At 41.1% G+C, this 16,427-nt stretch carries 15 protein-coding genes; 8 read left to right on the forward strand and 7 right to left on the reverse strand.

Annotated features, from left to right (window positions below; translation table 11 throughout):
* The 3 genes from C5749_RS04090 to C5749_RS04100 all read right to left on the reverse strand — a co-directional run bounded on the left by C5749_RS04090 (window position 1) and on the right by C5749_RS04100 (window position 2,808).
* On the reverse strand, window positions 1–1,503 hold the full coding sequence (locus C5749_RS04090) for a Y-family DNA polymerase (protein WP_105723248.1): 1,503 nt from the start codon (window positions 1,501–1,503) through the stop codon (window positions 1–3).
* 2 nt (window positions 1,504–1,505) lie between these two features.
* Window positions 1,506–2,246 (reverse strand): ImuA family protein, encoded by a 741-nt coding sequence (locus C5749_RS04095; protein WP_105723250.1) that lies wholly within the window; start codon window positions 2,244–2,246, stop codon window positions 1,506–1,508.
* Window positions 2,247–2,457: 211 nt separating this feature from the next.
* Window positions 2,458–2,808: a 4Fe-4S dicluster domain-containing protein gene (locus tag C5749_RS04100; protein ID WP_105723252.1), complete on the reverse strand. Its 351-nt coding sequence runs from the start codon at window positions 2,806–2,808 to the stop codon at window positions 2,458–2,460.
* A 134-nt stretch (window positions 2,809–2,942) separates the two neighbouring features.
* Between C5749_RS04100 and C5749_RS04105 the strand changes: the two genes are divergently transcribed.
* The 8 genes from C5749_RS04105 to C5749_RS04140 all read left to right on the forward strand — a co-directional run bounded on the left by C5749_RS04105 (window position 2,943) and on the right by C5749_RS04140 (window position 9,252).
* Complete coding sequence (locus C5749_RS04105) at window positions 2,943–3,959, forward strand: aldehyde dehydrogenase family protein (protein WP_105723253.1); 1,017 nt, start codon at window positions 2,943–2,945, stop codon at window positions 3,957–3,959.
* Between the two features lie 42 nt (window positions 3,960–4,001).
* Window positions 4,002–4,205, forward strand: a complete 204-nt coding sequence (locus tag C5749_RS04110) for a fructose-6-phosphate aldolase (RefSeq protein ID WP_105723255.1) — start codon at window positions 4,002–4,004, stop codon at window positions 4,203–4,205.
* A gap of 5 nt (window positions 4,206–4,210) precedes the next feature.
* Window positions 4,211–4,897 (forward strand): cell division ATP-binding protein FtsE, encoded by a 687-nt coding sequence (locus C5749_RS04115; protein ID WP_105723257.1) that lies wholly within the window; start codon window positions 4,211–4,213, stop codon window positions 4,895–4,897.
* Window positions 4,898–5,038: 141 nt separating this feature from the next.
* Window positions 5,039–5,581, forward strand: coding sequence for a nucleotide exchange factor GrpE (locus C5749_RS04120; protein ID WP_425443435.1), 543 nt, complete (start codon window positions 5,039–5,041; stop codon window positions 5,579–5,581).
* Window positions 5,582–5,585: 4 nt separating this feature from the next.
* A complete protein-coding gene (gene dnaJ / locus C5749_RS04125) occupies window positions 5,586–6,731 on the forward strand; it encodes a molecular chaperone DnaJ (RefSeq protein ID WP_105723260.1) in 1,146 nt (381 codons plus the stop codon).
* Window positions 6,732–6,868: 137 nt separating this feature from the next.
* Window positions 6,869–7,612 carry a nucleotidyltransferase gene (locus C5749_RS04130; protein ID WP_105725197.1) on the forward strand — a complete coding sequence of 248 codons (744 nt, stop codon included), beginning with the start codon at window positions 6,869–6,871 and terminating at the stop codon, window positions 7,610–7,612.
* Between the two features lie 4 nt (window positions 7,613–7,616).
* Entirely contained in the window at window positions 7,617–8,354 is a 738-nt protein-coding gene (locus C5749_RS04135) for a metallophosphoesterase family protein (RefSeq protein ID WP_105723262.1), read from the forward strand.
* Between the two features lie 298 nt (window positions 8,355–8,652).
* Window positions 8,653–9,252: an outer membrane beta-barrel protein gene (locus C5749_RS04140; RefSeq protein ID WP_105723264.1), complete on the forward strand. Its 600-nt coding sequence runs from the start codon at window positions 8,653–8,655 to the stop codon at window positions 9,250–9,252.
* A 76-nt stretch (window positions 9,253–9,328) separates the two neighbouring features.
* Here C5749_RS04140 and C5749_RS04145 read toward each other — a convergent pair whose 3' ends face one another.
* From C5749_RS04145 to infB, 4 genes are all read right to left on the reverse strand, one after another.
* Complete coding sequence (locus C5749_RS04145; RefSeq protein WP_105723266.1) at window positions 9,329–11,545, reverse strand: NADP-dependent isocitrate dehydrogenase; 2,217 nt, start codon at window positions 11,543–11,545, stop codon at window positions 9,329–9,331.
* Between the two features lie 142 nt (window positions 11,546–11,687).
* Complete coding sequence (locus tag C5749_RS04150; protein WP_245893614.1) at window positions 11,688–12,071, reverse strand: septal ring lytic transglycosylase RlpA family protein; 384 nt, start codon at window positions 12,069–12,071, stop codon at window positions 11,688–11,690.
* A gap of 148 nt (window positions 12,072–12,219) precedes the next feature.
* The gene (locus C5749_RS04155) at window positions 12,220–13,263 is read right to left on the reverse strand and encodes a ferredoxin--NADP reductase (RefSeq protein WP_105723270.1); all 1,044 of its coding nucleotides are present in this window, start codon (window positions 13,261–13,263) and stop codon (window positions 12,220–12,222) included.
* A 109-nt stretch (window positions 13,264–13,372) separates the two neighbouring features.
* A complete protein-coding gene (gene infB, locus C5749_RS04160) occupies window positions 13,373–16,408 on the reverse strand; it encodes a translation initiation factor IF-2 (protein WP_105723272.1) in 3,036 nt (1,011 codons plus the stop codon).
* Window positions 16,409–16,427: the final 19 nt, after the last annotated feature.

The following is a 16,427-nucleotide window of genomic DNA, read 5'->3' on the forward strand; positions in this document are numbered from 1 at the left end:
CTACGCAAAAAATCCATGTAAATACCAATTGGCGGAGCGATCCCCTTGATAATGTCCCAAACGAAATAACCAATATCTTCTTCCTTGATCATCCTCTACATAATAATAATCCCGGTGCTCCCCCTGTTCAATCCACCATGCACGTTCTATCCGCTCGGGACCATCTGCCTTTTTGATAAGATGCACCTCTCCTTTGTAACGGAATAACATCGGAGGATAATCCGGAATAGGTGCCGTCACCTCAATAGGATGCGGCGGATTCAATAAACGTGTTGGACGAGGGCGATCTGTACGCCAGACCGTGGTTCGTTTTTCTGTTAGGGAAGTCGCTAGCCTTATAGATCGTTCTGGCCAATAATGTTCATCCGGTAAAAAACGCTGTATACGGCAATGGGAATCCTTTCCCTTAACTCTATCCAGTAATTCTGCTAATGCATCATTGTCTAAATTCCCTTCTCCATTCCATAGTAACTCTTGAATGGGAGTCGTTTCCTCTACTTTAATTGCCTCCAACACAAAAACTTCAATTCCCCAGCCCGGTGCTATCGTAGGTATTTGTTGTTTAAATAAATCTAAAAGGTGTGCTATATGAGCAGACGCACGGCTGGTACCAATCTCTATATACTTTACTTTTCCGTCCACACGATAACAGGATAGCTTTGCTTTACGTAGTCCCTTCCCCTCGCCCATCAAGCGCTTGCACAACATACCCAATAGCTCTTCTATTGCCATTTCAATGCCTTTTGCTGTCCTGATAGGCTCTAAGCAAGGAAGCCGTTCCGCATAAGGAATGACGGGTTTTAAGGGAGTGATAAATTCTTCTTCTTCGCCTAAAGCTTGTCTCACACGTTTTCCCAAATCTTCTCCAAAACGTCTCTTCAATACCTGCGGAGGTATCTGTGTGACACTAACTACCGTTCTAAATCCTAATTTTTTCAGCCGTTCAAGGAGGTTAGATTTCAAACGTAAACAAGCTATAGGCATGGTAGATAAGATTTCTTGTTGCATATTATCAGGAATAATGATACCATGCTGCCCATATCGGGCTATTGCCCAAGCAGCTCCTATAGTTGAGGCTATGCTTATCCGAACTTCATATCCTTTTTGTTTTAATTGCAAGTAAATTTCTTGCAGGTAAGCTTCTTCCCCTCCCCATAGATGAGCACAACCTGTTATATCTAATATTAAAAAGCCTGTTGTATCCATACTTATCATGGGTGTATAGCGCATACACCATAATCCTATACTTTTGAGCAGCCTCTCTTTGCGTAGCGGTTTGTCTTGTAATACTTCTAATTTTGGGATTGCTGCGCGGGCGTCGGCAACGACCATGTTTGGTATAACCCCAAGCTCTGCTGCCAAGGGGCTAACCGCCGAAACGCACATCTTACCTCGTTCGGGCATAGCAAATACAAAAGGGGTATGGGTTAGTTGAGGATTATGTTTTGTATACCAATCCGTCAATAAAAAAGGAAACCATAATACAGCATATCGTTTTACCATGATTACCCCACCTTTCTTTTAGCATGATATATAGGGTTTGAAGATAACACAAGCCGCTTAGCCTGAAACTGGTTCTGTCTCCACCCCACTTGCCACCGGCTAGGGTTTCCATTTTTGACTTTTAAAAGCTCTACTTCCCACTCTGGAGATCCCACACCCGGCATATCTCCCTGCACATGGCTTGGCAACGGGCTGATATGCCATCGTGCTGCACAAGTGGTTGTACCACGAAATCGGGATTTTAACCGTAGTACAAATCCCGTAACCTTGCTTTTCTCTACAGCGAGTTGCAAACGTCTGGACTGTACAAAATCAATATCTTGTACTTCTGCAATAACCACACGTATTCCCTCGCATTTTAAACCTTCTTCCAATGCCCAAAGAATGTCCTTTTGCTTTTCCATGTTTACAAAGATGATACGATCCGGATCTACGCCGAACAATTTGATGGAAGGTGCAAACAATTGACTAGAACTACTTATCCATAAGCCTACACCGTCTTTCTGCATTAAAAAAGATAAGAGCCCGCCTATGAAGCCGCTTGATGCCGCTTCTTCTTCGTTGCTTTCCATCATAAATTCGTGTAGCGTACCTACTGGGAAAACATGACCAGGGAAAGCTTTCTCCAACTCTCCCAAACATATAGCATAATCCTTTTTCTCGATCTGTTTAAAGCCTTGCCATTGCAATATCTGTTGTTGCAAATCAGCTATTAACATCGATTTCTCTATAGATGCACACATAGCTATTCTTTTTTTTACAAATATAATGCTAATATTTTTAGTATATGTAAAAAATTAAGCTTTGTGCTATTTCGCCTATAGCATCTTTCTGAAAACCGTTTTAACAAAACAGATGATAAACAAGAGAATAAAGAGTTTACAGTAACAAAAAAAGCATCACCCACAGGGTAATGCTTTTACTATTCTTTAACGGTAAATATAATTTCTTTACTTATTCAGCGTGAAGCCATGCTTTCTTAGCCAAAAGTTCTTCTTCCGTCTCCACAACTTCTTCATCTTCTACACAACAATCCACTGGGCACACGGCCGCACATTGTGGTTCATCATGGAAACCTTTACATTCTGTACATTTATCTGAAACGATATAATACACTTCGTTTGAAATAGCCTCTTGGGGCTCATTGGCATCCAATGTTACACCGTCTCCAAAATCAATCACACCATCCAAGGCAGTTCCTTCCGAAAATTTCCAAGTTACTCCTGCATCATATATAGCGTTATTCGGGCACTCTGGTTCACATGCTCCGCAATTTATACACTCGTCTGTAATTTTAATTGCCATTTATCACCTCACAATTATAATAAATAAACTAATTTTGTCTCGTCCTAAAATAATACTACAAAGTTAGTAGTTATTTCTTAAGACACGCAAAGATACTTCAAAAAAAAATCAGAACGGTTCTAAATTAAAAGATTTTGACACAGAAACAACGAATTGAGGCCTTTGTAGCACTAGGTGAGTTACTTGCCTCCGATCAGGAAAAGATCGGTAGGATGTTACAGCATGCATCTATCAAAAATCCGTGGTACACCACGGAAAACACCAAAAAGCAGCTTCAGGCACTGTCTTCCAACTTGACACTTGAAAAACTCATGCGATGGCTAGCTCCCTACCCTGATATACAAGCCGACAAGACTGTAGGGCTTATATTAGCTGGAAATATTCCACTAGTAGGTTTCCATGACATATTATCTGTACTTGTGGCAGGTTTTAATGCACAGGTTAAATGCTCTTCTGACGACGCCGGGTTAACAACCTTTGTACTTAACGAGCTTATCGAAATAGAACCTGCATTCGCCGAGAAAATCCAATTCGTAGACCGGTTGCAGGAATATGATCTAATTATTGCTACCGGAAGCAACAATAGCTCCCGCTACTTTGACTATTATTTTGGAAAGAAACCTCACATTATCCGTAAAAACAGAAATTCAATTGCTATTCTTACCGGCACGGAATCTCCCGAGCAACTAAAAGCACTAGGGTTTGACATTTTCGATTATTTTGGGCTCGGATGCCGTTCTGTTTCCAAGTTGTATATCCCCCGTGATTACAACTTCAATTCGTTTTTTGAAGCAATAGCATACTTTAGTTCTGTTAAAGAACATTATAAATACGTGAACAATTACGACTACAACAAGTCTATATATTTAATTAATGGCGATAAACATCTTGACAATGGCTTTATATTGCTCAAAGAAGATACAAGATTGGCCTCTCCATTGGCCACTGTATTTTACGAGGAATACGATCAGATCCACGAAGTCGTTGCCCAATTAGAAACAAAAGCAAATCAAATACAATGTGTCGTTACCGAAGCCACAATAGAAACAAGCATTCCGACGTTTCTTTTAGGAGGTAGTCAATGTCCTTCCTTAACAGATTATGCTGACGGGGTGGATGTTTTGGAGTTTCTTTTTCAATATGGCAAGTAGTTTAACCTTTAAGGGTAAAATAAAAATGATAACTTTGTTCTTATGTATGTTATTAAGGTTAAAGGTGTGGCTAAGATCCCCGATTATGTCCAATTAAGGGACGAGGCTTTTACATTATTAGCATATTTTCGAGTAGATAGGCCAGACAAGTCCTTGGAAAAAATAGGTTTAGGCGAAAAAACCGACTATATTATGCAGATTGTGGCGGAAATGCCCTTCGGCCAAATAAAAAAAATTGATATATAAAACGTATGACAGCAGCGAACAACACAGTTATTAAACTAAAAAACGTAGATATATACCAGCAAAAGCATTTAGTGCTTTCCCATGTCAATCTTGATATCAACCAAGGAGAGTTCATCTATTTGATCGGTCAATCGGGAACCGGAAAAAGTAGTTTGTTGAAAATAATATACGGCGATCTCTACATCGCTAGTGGCGAGGGAATGGTAGCAGGTTTCGATCTCAAAAAACTACATGAAAACGACGTCCCTTATCTTCGTCGAAAACTGGGTATTGTCTTTCAGGATTTCCATTTATTGAATGACAGAACAATAGAAAAGAATCTTGAATTTGCATTGAAAGCTACCGGATGGACAGACAGGGGGTTGATCGAAAACCGCATGCTTGACGTACTGGAGAAAGTAGGTTTACGATCAAAGTTACGCAAAATGCCTCACGAATTGTCTGGGGGTGAGCAACAACGTGTGGTTATTGCCCGAGCGTTATTAAACAATCCCGAAATTATCCTTGCCGATGAGCCAACAGGAAACCTCGATCCAGCCACTTCTGAAGAAATCGTGCTTTTATTGAGAGATATTGCCGCTTCAGGTACGGCCATATTGATGGCTACGCACGATTATCAGATTATAAAAAATATGCCCGCACGCATTCTCAAAACCGCTGATACCGCTTTGTATGACAATGCAACTATATAGATCACCACACTGACAGAACATCATAAAGCCGACATTTTGGTAGTTTATTTTAGCATAGACTGACAGCGTGTCGGTTTTATTTGTGTTGGCAATATTATTGAACGCCAACAAAAGGATATTAATGTAGGCTATAATATAGATATGATGAACGAACAGGAAAACAATATTCAAGACGAAAATTTAGCGTCTGTTGACCCCACTTCGGAAGAAAGTATAGACCAATCTGAAGAAACAACGGAAGAACATTTACAGCAAGAATTAGCAAATGCGAACGACAAATATACACGCCTGTTTGCTGAATTCGATAATTATAAAAAAAGAACATCTAAAGAACGTGTAGATCTTATACAATCTGCAAGTAAAGATGTCTTAGCTAAACTTTTACCTATTTTAGACGATTTTGACCGTGCTTTGGCGGCCATGCAAACGGCGCAAGACATTGAATCGGTAAAACAAGGCATTGATTTAGTAAATCACAAGTTTAGAAAAATATTGACAAATGAGGGGCTAAAAGAAATGGAAAATCTTATCGGGCAGCCTTTTGATGCTGAATATCAAGAAGCAATTACCGCCATCCCCGCACCCTCAGAAGAGTTGAAAAATAAAGTTATAGATGTAGTGGAAAAAGGTTACTTTCTCAACGATAAAGTAATCCGTTTCGCAAAGGTGGTAATAGGTCAATAAGAAGATGGCTAAGAGAGATTATTATGATATATTAGGCGTTTCAAAGTCTGCGGACGCGTCCGAAATTAAGTCTGCATATCGCAAGTTGGCGATAAAATATCATCCGGACAAAAACCCGGACGATAAAGACGCAGAAGAGAAGTTTAAAGAAGCAGCTGAAGCGTACGAGGTATTAAGCAGTCCGGAGAAGCGACAACGGTATGACCAATTTGGCCATGCGGGGAATTCGGCTTCAGGTTTTGGAGGTGGTGGCATGAATATGGAAGATATATTCAGCCAGTTTGGTGATATTTTCGGCGGCGGCCATCCTTTTGAAAGTTTCTTTGGTGGTGGCCGGAGTGGAGGTGGTAGACGTGTACAGCGTGGCACCAATCTTCGTATCAAAGTGAAATTGACTTTAGAAGAGATTGCAAAAGGTGTAGAGAAAAAAGTCAAGGTAAACAAGCAGGTACAATGCCACACCTGTGATGGTACCGGAGCAAAAGACAAATCATCTTATCATACCTGCAAAACATGTGGCGGCGTAGGCTCGGTAAGAAGAGTGACCAATACCATCCTAGGACAAATGCAAACTACGAGCACGTGTCCGACATGTAATGGTGAGGGCGTTGAAATCACATCCAAATGTACCACCTGTCGTGGTGAAGGGTTAGAAAGAGGCGAAGAAACAATTGCTATCAACATCCCTGCAGGTGTAAGTGAGGGCATGCAACTATCTATGAGTGGAAAAGGAAATGCCGCGCCTAGAGGTGGTGTTCCCGGTGACTTAATCATCCTCATCGAAGAGATACCACACGAAACGTTGAAACGTGATGGCATCAATGTCATATACGATCTGTATATTAATTTTGCCGATGCAGCTCTAGGTACCAGTGTTGAAATTCCTACTATTGACGGAAAAGCAAAAATCAAGATTGATCCCGGAACGCAAGGAGGAAAAATTCTGCGCTTAAAAGGAAAGGGTGTACCGGAGGTAAACTCTTATCATAAGGGAGATCAACTGGTATATGTTAATGTATGGACACCCAAAGCCGTGTCTCCGGAAGAACGTTCTGTTCTGGAAAAACTGAAAGGATCGGCAAACTTTAAACCACAACCAGGTAAAAGTGAGAAGTCGTTCTTCGAACGCATTAAAGAATATTTTGAATAAATAAATTTCATTCTATTGATAAAACCTCGGGATTTCTCCGGGGTTTTTCTTTATATATATAATACGAGGTCGAGATAAGATTGGTTGACCATGGAACAAAAACGCATGCCGGTTGTTCAAAATACAAAGTATTATATATGATAACAACTGAGAAACAGAAGCAAGCGTCGGAAGCATTCTATCGAGACGCGCTCCAATTATTACTTGACAGCGAATGCCAATTTATGTTAGGCGGAGCTTTTGCTATGTTCCATTATACAGGGATCTTCCGCGATACTAAAGATTTAGATATCTTTTGTAAAAGTAGTGAATACCCAAAAATATTGAAATTTTTCGCTGCCAAAGGTTACCAAACCGAACTAACTGACGCTCGCTGGCTCGCAAAAGTTTTTCATGATGAATATTTTATCGATATTATTTTTGATACCGTTAGTAATATTTGCACGGTAGATGATTCTTGGCACGAAAGAGCATCGACAGGAACATTTGTTGGCGTACCTGTACAATTTATACCGGTGGAGGAGCTTATTTGGTGCAAAATATACGTACAGAATCGGGAGCGTAACGACAGCGCCGATATCAACCACATCCTTCTAAAATATGGAATAAATGTGAATTGGAAACTATTGCTACAACGCTTAAGCCCGCACTGGCACTTGTTATTAGCACAACTTCTGACCTTCCAGTTCGTATATCCTGCCGATTACCGCGACATTATCCCTAGATGGCTTTTCGACGAACTTATGGCCCGCGCAGGGGAACAGTATGATCTTCCGCCTCCGTTAGAAAAAGTGTGTCGAGGTCCCCTAATCGATCAGACCCAGTACGAAGTAGATATTAAAGAGTGGGATTATAAGTCCTATACGATAACAACTATTTGATAGCATGACAAAAAAGAAAAAAACGAAAATTGCCGCCATGGCAGATATCCATACTAAAATAACCGACCATGGCAGTTTGCGCTCGGCTTTTGAACAGGTGTCTGAAGAAGCAGATGTCTTGGTGATTTGTGGTGATCTGACGGATACAGGCGATGAGGACGAAGCGAAGATTCTCGGCGAACAACTAGATATCTTAAAAATTCCCGTAATCGGTGTTTTAGGAAACCATGATTATGAAAAGGGACGGCAGAAGATTATCAAACAAATTCTTGCAGAACATAATATGATTATATTAGATGGCGAATCTACGGTTGTTGGGAACGTGGGGTTTGCTGGCATAAAAGGATTCGGCGGAGGTTTTGACCAATATATGCTTTCTATATTTGGAGAAGATATGATGAAGCAATATGTACACGAGGTAGTTAACGAATCGCTACAATTAGACCGCGCACTTACACGTCTTGAACAAGAATATCCAGAGTTGCCAAAAGTTGCTCTCTTACATTATGCTCCTATTAAGGAGACAATCCGAGGCGAACCAGAACAATTGTTTCCCTTCTTAGGTTCCTCGCACCTTGTTGAACCACTTATTCGGCGTCAAGTTTCTGCAGCTTTTCACGGACATGCACACGCGGGCAAGCTCTGCGGTTCTACCACTACTAAAATACCGGTGTACAACGTCGCCCTTCCCGTGTTACGAAAGGAACATTCGAACGATTTCTACTTGATCGTCGAGGTGTAGCCGTTCGGCGACGTCAAACGCTACGTTGTAGCGCTTCCAATCACGCGGTCTGCCATTCTTACACTGACAATTTAACTTTCCTATGCCAAAACGCCTATTAAATGATTCTTTCCGAAACATAATAATATTTTGTTATTGAATATTTAATATATAATTAAAGTAAAAGACTTTATCAATCAGCTAGTTGTATAAACAAACAATATAATGACAATTTCGTGTTACCAATGGCACGAGTATTGGAATAACTGAATGAATTTGATAAAAAGTCAAATTATAAAAATAAATAAATTAAAGTAACATGAAAAAATTTTATTTAACCCTGGCAGCTGTCGCTGCATTAACTTTTGCTTCACAAGCACAAACAGAAAAAGGTAAATTTGTTGTTGGAGGTGGGCTAGGATTTAATACCGAATCGGTAAAAGACACTGATTTGAAGTCTACTTCGTTTAATATTATGCCATCTGCTGGTTATTTCGTATCCGACAATATCGCTGTAGGAGTTGGTTTAGGTTATCAATGGAATAAAAGCGAATATGATGCGGAAGCGAATGTTACAGAACGTACCAACAGTGCTTTTGCTGTTGCTCCTTTCGGTAGATGGTATTCAGCTAATGGCCCAGTGAGATTCTTTGGACAGCTTTCAGTTCCAATGTCTTGGGGAAATCAAAAAGTTAATGATGAAAAAACTGCCAATATCAGTAACTATGGCGTGGAATTAGCTCCTGGTATCGCGTATTTCCCTACATCAAAAATTGGTTTGGAATTTAAAGTAAGAGGTTTATACTTTAATTCAAATATCACAGATCCCGAAGGTGGCTCTGCTAAAACAACTGTTAACTCATTTGGTTTAAACGCTAATTCACTAGCACCAACAGTGGGTGTACAGTTTTATTTCTAATACATCTATAATAGAACAATTGAAAAAGCCGGTCCAAAAGACCGGCTTTTTTTATTATATAACGTTAATCTTAACCTTATCCAAAAGAATCTATCGCAACATTCAATGTCGACGACGGACGCATCGCTTCTGAAGCTAGGGCATCATCAGGAAAATAATATCCACCAATCTCCTGTGGTTGGCCTTGTGCGCCGATTAATTCCTCATTGATTTTGGTTTCATTTTCTGCTAATGTTTTCGCCAAACTACTAAATTTAGAAACTAAATTTGCATCTTTCGTCTGATTAGCCAAAGCTTCCGCCCAATATAATGCTAAATAAAAATGAGAACCTCTGTTATCAATTTGTCCCACTTTACGAGCTGGAGATTTATCATTTGCAAGGAATTTTTCTGTTGCCACATCCAATGCATCTGCCAAAACTTGGGCCTTAGCATTTCCCTGTGTTTGCGAAAGGTGTTCAAGAGAAGCCCCCAATGCTAAGAATTCACCTAAAGAGTCCCAACGAAGATACCCTTCTTTCACAAACTGCTCTACATGTTTAGGTGCAGACCCCCCTGCTCCTGTTTCGAACAGACCGCCACCATTCATCAACGGAACAATAGATAACATTTTTGCCGAAGTGCCTAATTCCAAAATTGGAAATAAATCTGTTAAATAATCGCGTAGTACATTTCCCGTTACGGAAATTGTATCTAACCCTTTACGGATACGCTCCACAGAGAATTTAGCTGCTTCAATCGGTGACAATATGCGGATATCCAAACCGGTAGTATCAAAATCGGACAGGTACTTATTTACTTTCTTAATAATTTCACGGTCGTGTGCACGATTTTCATCTAACCAAAAAACAGCAGGCGTGTCCGATAGGCGAGCACGGTTTACCGCCAATTTTACCCAATCTTGTATGGGTGCGTCCTTGGTCTGACACATACGGAATATGTCCCCCTGTTCCACAGCTTGTTCCATAAATACATTGCCAGATGCATCGACAACACGAATGGCGCCATTAGCGGTCGCTTGGAAAGTCTTATCATGAGAACCATATTCTTCTGCTTTTTGTGCCATTAAGCCAACATTGGGAACAGAACCCATTGTTTTCGGATCATAAGCGCCGTTTGCTTTACAATCGTCAATCACGGCCGCATAAACACCGGCATAGGAACGGTCTGGGATAATAGCGATCGTATCTTGCTGTTTTCCTTCTTTATTCCACATCTGTCCAGATGTACGAATCATCGCCGGCATAGAAGCGTCTACGATTACATCTGATGGAACGTGTAGGTTGGTTATACCTTTGTCCGAATTCACCATAGCCAAATCAGGCCCGTCCGCGATGGCAGCTTCAATAGCTGCTTTTACCTCTGATTCTTGCGGGTGGCCTGCAATCTTGCTATAGATTTCACCTAAGCCATTGTTCTTATTAATACCCAGTGTAGTGAACAATTCTCCATATTGCGCAAAAACATCTGCAAAATATACTTCTACAATAGCGCCGAATATAATAGGATCAGAGACCTTCATCATCGTAGCTTTCAAATGGGCCGAAAGTAACACACCAGTAGTCTTAGCATCCTTAATAGCATTCGCTACAAAAGCTTTAAGTTTGGCCAAATTCATCACTGACGAATCAATCACCTCTCCCTCTTTTAAATTCGCTAGGCCTTTTAGCTCTTTTATACTTCCATCCTCTCCTACAAATTCAAGCCTGAATTGTGTATCCGTATCTACAGTAAGCGATTTTTCCGTTGCATAAAAATCACCTTCAGACATCGATGCCACTTTTGTTTTACTCTCTGCCGACCATGAGCCCATACTATGTGGATTAGTCTTAGCATAGTTTTTCACGGCTTTTGGAGCCCTACGATCCGAATTACCCTCACGTAAAACAGGGTTCACAGCTGAACCTAAAATTTTTGCATACGTTGCCTTAATTCCTTCTTCTTCCGTATTGGCGGGTGCGTCTGGATAATTCGGCACATTATAACCTGCTTTTTGTAGCTCGGCAATTGCTCCCTTTAATTGCGGAATAGATGCTGAAATATTCGGTAATTTGATAATATTTGCTTCCGGTTTAGTTGCTAACTGGCCTAATTCTGCTAATGCATCAGACACTTTTTGCTCTGGTGCTAAGTATTCCGAAAAATTAGCTAGTATACGCCCGGCTAAAGAAATGTCTCTTAATTCTACTTCGATATCAGCTGTTTTTGCAAAAGCTTGAACAATGGGTAAAAACGAATAAGTTGCCAATAATGGCGCTTCATCTGTCTTTGTGTAAATGATTTTGGATGACATAATTTTCTGTTGAAATATTATTAATATGCGATGAACGATAATAAACGTGTGCTTATGGTACGCCTATCTTAAAAATACGTCTAAAGGTACAGATTTTAACGCAAAAAAGGAAGTAAGATACAGCAGAGTCTGTTGTCCTTTTTTATTTTCGTCGTTTTTTCATCTTGATTTTTTTACCGGAGGCGGCTCCACTGTTATATCGTAGTTCCACCGGCACAACGCCCGCTTGGATCATCCCTATTTTCTTGGCCGCTCCCTGGGAAAGGTCGATCATTCGTAACTTGGACGATGGCCCCCGATCATTGATCTTCACTACCACCTGCTTGCCGTTGTTCAAGTTCTTTACTGTCACCTTGGTGCCAAAAGGGAGAGTCCTATGGGCCGCCGTCATTGCGTTTTGATTGAATCGCTCGCCGCTAGCGGTGGTTCTCCCGTGAAATTTACCTCCATAGTATGAAGCATTGCCTTTCTCCCGAACTTCCCTGCCCGTCGTGCTTAACTTTGGCGAGCAGCTTGCAAGAAGCAAAATTGCCCCGAAACATATATAAACAAAATGCGGAATTCCTGTAATTTTTTTTATGGATTTTTTATTCATTTCAACTTTCAGAACGCTCCATTTATCAGATTTTATTGACTAATATATTTTCTTATGTACATTCTACGGAAGCGATAGGCTAAAGCACTTCAATCACCGTACCTTCTTCCAAGGGATGCGAAACACAGATTAAGCAACGTCCATTTTCCACCTCCCTATCCGTTAATACCTCATTGTAATCCATACGTACACTTCCTGATGTACATTGCGAGATACAGGTGCTACACATGCCTGACTTACACGAATATGGTAGTTTAATTTTATGTTCTAATCCTACATCTAATACGGTCTTATTGTACGGAATAACTAGATCATACTCTTTACCTTGAAGACGAAGTTTGATATTATACGACGTCATATCCACAGGTTCTTCTTCTTTCTCATCTTCGTCTTCCTCTTCTTCAGGGAAATGGAACGTTTCTTTCTTTATATGGTTGTCAGAGAATCCCATACCCAATAAGGTAAACCGCACTAAATCCATATAGAAAACGGGGCCGCAAGTAAAGAATAATACGTCGCCATGTTCAGGCATTTGTTCCTTCACGATACGAATTAGATATTCCCTATTTAACCGTGCGTGCAAAAGATTTTTCGAACTAGAAAATATCCACACGACTTCCAATCGGTCAGGATACCGAGTTTTCCATTCTAACAACTCAGCGTAAAACACCGTACTTGTCGTTGACCTATTGCTATACACAAGCACGACTTTAGTCTTGTTTTCTGCAATTAACGCAGTTTTCAAAATAGAGAAAAGTGGCGTTATACCGACTCCTGCGGCAAAAAGAAACAATGTTCGTTCTTTGTCCATATGGGGTTCATAATAGAACAGTCCCTGCGGTTCCAGAACGTTAACAATATCGCCCACCGCTGTTTGATGATGCAATAAGCGAGAAATTTCGCCATTATCCACTCTCTTTACGGTGATGGCGAGTGCTTCGTCTACATCAGGGGAGCTGCTGAAAGAGTAAGATCTTCTAACCTCTCTTTCTCCGAATGTAAAAGATACTGTCAAAAATTGCCCTGCCTTGGGCTTTGGATAAACTCCTGATAAGTCTCTAAATACTAACGTAACGGTGTCATTAGGCTGATATATAATATTGGAAATCTCAAATTTATACATGTTTAAAAATAACTTTATTCTTGAAAATGAACAAATAGATAGCTTCTATGGGATATAAAAAATCCCGACAATAACCTGCCGGGATTATATTATCAATACGTAAATAGTATTAAAGTTTACGTTTAACTTCTACTTGTTCGTAGGCTTCCACAATATCACCTTCTTGTATATCATTGAAACGGTCGATATTCAAACCACATTCATACCCTTGCGACACTTCCTTAACATCATCTTTGAAACGTTTCAATGAAGCTAATTTACCTGTGTGGATCACAACACCATCGCGGATGACACGGATATCATTGTTACGGTTGATCTTACCTTCTCGAACCATACATCCAGCAATTGTGCCCACTTTAGATATTTTAAATGTCTCGCGAATTTCGACTTCTGCTACAATCTTCTCTTCAAATTTCGGCGCCAACATACCTTCCATAGCCGACTTCAGTTCGTCGATAGCATCGTAGATAATAGAGTACAGGCGAATGTCTATTTGTTCGTTTTCTGCCAGCTTCTTAGCTCCTTGAGTTGGGCGAACTTGGAAACCAATGATGATGGCATCTGAAGCAGACGCTAATAGTACATCGGATTCCGAAATGGCTCCCACCGATTTGTGAATAATATTGACTTGGATTTCGTCGGTAGATAGTTTCAGTAAAGAGTCAGATAATGCTTCTATCGAACCGTCTACGTCACCCTTGACAATAACGTTCAATTCTTTAAAGTTTCCGATGGCTAAACGACGACCGATTTCATCTAAAGTAATGTGTTTAGTAGCACGCATACCTTGTTCGCGCTGCAATTGTAAACGTTTATTCGCCACTTGACGAGCTTCCGATTCACTTTCCATTACATATAGCTTATCTCCAGCGGTAGGTGCACCAGACATGCCTAAGATCTGTACAGGTACAGATGGGCCTGCTTCTTTCACACGCTCACCGCGTTCATTCGTCAAGGCTTTTACTTTACCTGAGTGCGAGCCAGCAAGAATGGGGTCTCCAACGCGTAATGTACCGCCTTGTACGAGTACAGTTGTGACTATACCACGACCTTTATCCAATGCGGCTTCGATGACCGAACCTACGGCACGTTTTTTTGGATCCGCCTGCAGTTCTAATAATTCTGCTTCTAACAGCACTTTCTCCAACAATAAGTCTACATTCTCTCCTGTCTTTGCTGATATTTCCTGTGCTTGATACTTACCACCCCAGTCTTCAACCAGAATGTTCATACCCGACAATTGCTCTCTTATCCTATCCGCATTGGCACCCGGTTTATCTACTTTTGTGAAGGCAAAAACGATGGGAGAACCGGCCGCTTGGGCGTGATTGATAGCCTCTCTTGTTTGCGGCATGACAGCATCATCCGCGGCAATAACGATAATAACAATATCCGTTACCTTCGCACCACGTGCACGCATTGCTGTAAAGGCTTCGTGACCCGGCGTATCCAAAAATGTAATTTTACGCTCGTCTTCCAAGTTCACAGCGTATGCCCCGATGTGCTGCGTGATACCACCGGCTTCGCCTTTTGTTACGTTCGCCTTACGGATATAATCCAATAAGGATGTTTTACCATGGTCAACGTGTCCCATTACCGTTACAATTGGCGCACGAGGAATTAAGTTAGCCTCGGTATCTAGCTCCTCTAATTCCGTAACCTCTTCATCCTCTGGCTTAATAAATTCTACTTGATAACCAAACTCATCGGCGACAATCGCTAAAGTTTCAGCATCTAGGCGTTGATTGATGGATACAAACATACCCAAACTCATACAGGTAGAAATGATTTGTGTAACCTGCACATTCATCAAATTCGCCAACTCGTTTGCTGTCACAAATTCTGTAACACGTAAAATTTTAGATTGTGCAGCCTCCTCCATTGCAGCCTCTTCCGCGGAAAGTGCTATATCATCACGCTTCTGCCGGCGTAATTTGGCGCGTTGTGCAAATTTACCTGATTTACCAGCACCACTTAAACGCGCCAAAGTTGCCTTAATTTGATCTTGAATATCTTTTTCTGAGGGCTCTTCTTTCGGCGTTTCCTGATGACGTCCCTTCCCACGGTGGTCATGACGTCCTTTTCCCTGTCCATGTTGTTGGTTTCCTTGCCCCTGCCCTTGCCTAGGACCAGCTTGTCCGCCACCCTTGTTAAAGCCAGTACCGCGGTTAGCATTTCCTTCGCCTGCACTTCTTTGTCCTGCTACGGCGTTTGGATTGACTGGCGTGTTTTTATTTGAACGTTTGCGTTTGCGCTTGTTATCATTGTTATGCGACGGACCAGAGGACGAAGCAACAGGTTTACGTTCTACAGGAAGTTGAATCTTTCCAACGACTTTAGGACCACTCAATGTTTCGGAACGCGCTCGTATCACGTCTCTATGAGGGTTTTCGGATACCACAGGTTTTTGTTCTTGCTTTACCGGAGGTTTAATTTCTTCAATTTCTTTATTCATGTCAGCCGCAGGCTCTGCTTTTATTTCTTGTTTTTGTTTCTCTTTCGGCTGCAGAACCTCCTTATCTTCTTTTTTAGGTGTAATTTCCTGCTTAGGTGTTTCAGCTTTCGGCTGTTCCACCACAGGTTTAACCTCCTCTTTCTTCACTTCCTGTTCAACAGGTTTGGTTTCCGGTTCCGCTGTCTTCGGGGATGTTTCTTTTGCTACTTCCTCTTTCTCGGATTCTTTTTTTGGCTTGCCTCGTTTAAGGCTATTTAAATCAATCTTTCCAACGACTTTTAACGGGCTGAGACTCGCTTCTTTTTCTTCGGCAGCAGGTTCTTCCGATACGGGCTGCGCGGGCTCTGCCGCGACGGGCAAACCAGTGTCCTTAATTAGAACTTCCTTAGACGTCGCATTATCTTCTTCTTGAAAATCTTCTCTAGATTCCGTAGGATTCGCTCCACCTGTTCCAGCAGCCGACTCGTCACGACGAATTTTACCGATAACAATTTGTTTCGCTTCGTCTTTTACGATTTTGTCTCCTTGAAATTCTTTTAGAAGGACAGTATACATATCTGGGGACAACTTAGTACTAGGTTTTGATTCCACATCAAATCCTTTTTTAACCAAGAAGTCAACAGCTGTACCTATCCCAATATTAAGTTCTTTTGCTGCCTTTAGCAAGTTTATGCTTTTTCCTTCTGCCATCTAATATTTACCTTCTATA

It is taken from the genome of Sphingobacterium gobiense, assembly GCF_002980575.1.
In the GTDB taxonomy this organism is placed as follows: Bacteria; Bacteroidota; Bacteroidia; order Sphingobacteriales; family Sphingobacteriaceae; genus Sphingobacterium; species Sphingobacterium gobiense.

Coding starts and splice junctions, on each gene's coding strand:
- C5749_RS04090 (WP_105723248.1), bottom strand. CDS start 1,503: ATGGTAAAACGATATGCTGTATTATGGTTTCCTTTTTTATTGACGGAT.
- C5749_RS04095 (WP_105723250.1), bottom strand. CDS start 2,246: ATGTGTGCATCTATAGAGAAATCGATGTTAATAGCTGATTTGCAACAA.
- C5749_RS04100 (WP_105723252.1), bottom strand. CDS start 2,808: ATGGCAATTAAAATTACAGACGAGTGTATAAATTGCGGAGCATGTGAA.
- C5749_RS04110 (WP_105723255.1), top strand. CDS start 4,002: ATGTATGTTATTAAGGTTAAAGGTGTGGCTAAGATCCCCGATTATGTC.
- C5749_RS04115 (WP_105723257.1), top strand. CDS start 4,211: ATGACAGCAGCGAACAACACAGTTATTAAACTAAAAAACGTAGATATA.
- C5749_RS04120 (WP_425443435.1), top strand. CDS start 5,039: ATGATGAACGAACAGGAAAACAATATTCAAGACGAAAATTTAGCGTCT.
- dnaJ (WP_105723260.1), top strand. CDS start 5,586: ATGGCTAAGAGAGATTATTATGATATATTAGGCGTTTCAAAGTCTGCG.
- C5749_RS04130 (WP_105725197.1), top strand. CDS start 6,869: ATGATAACAACTGAGAAACAGAAGCAAGCGTCGGAAGCATTCTATCGA.
- C5749_RS04135 (WP_105723262.1), top strand. CDS start 7,617: ATGACAAAAAAGAAAAAAACGAAAATTGCCGCCATGGCAGATATCCAT.
- C5749_RS04140 (WP_105723264.1), top strand. CDS start 8,653: ATGAAAAAATTTTATTTAACCCTGGCAGCTGTCGCTGCATTAACTTTT.
- C5749_RS04145 (WP_105723266.1), bottom strand. CDS start 11,545: ATGTCATCCAAAATCATTTACACAAAGACAGATGAAGCGCCATTATTG.
- C5749_RS04155 (WP_105723270.1), bottom strand. CDS start 13,263: ATGTATAAATTTGAGATTTCCAATATTATATATCAGCCTAATGACACC.
- infB (WP_105723272.1), bottom strand. CDS start 16,408: ATGGCAGAAGGAAAAAGCATAAACTTGCTAAAGGCAGCAAAAGAACTT.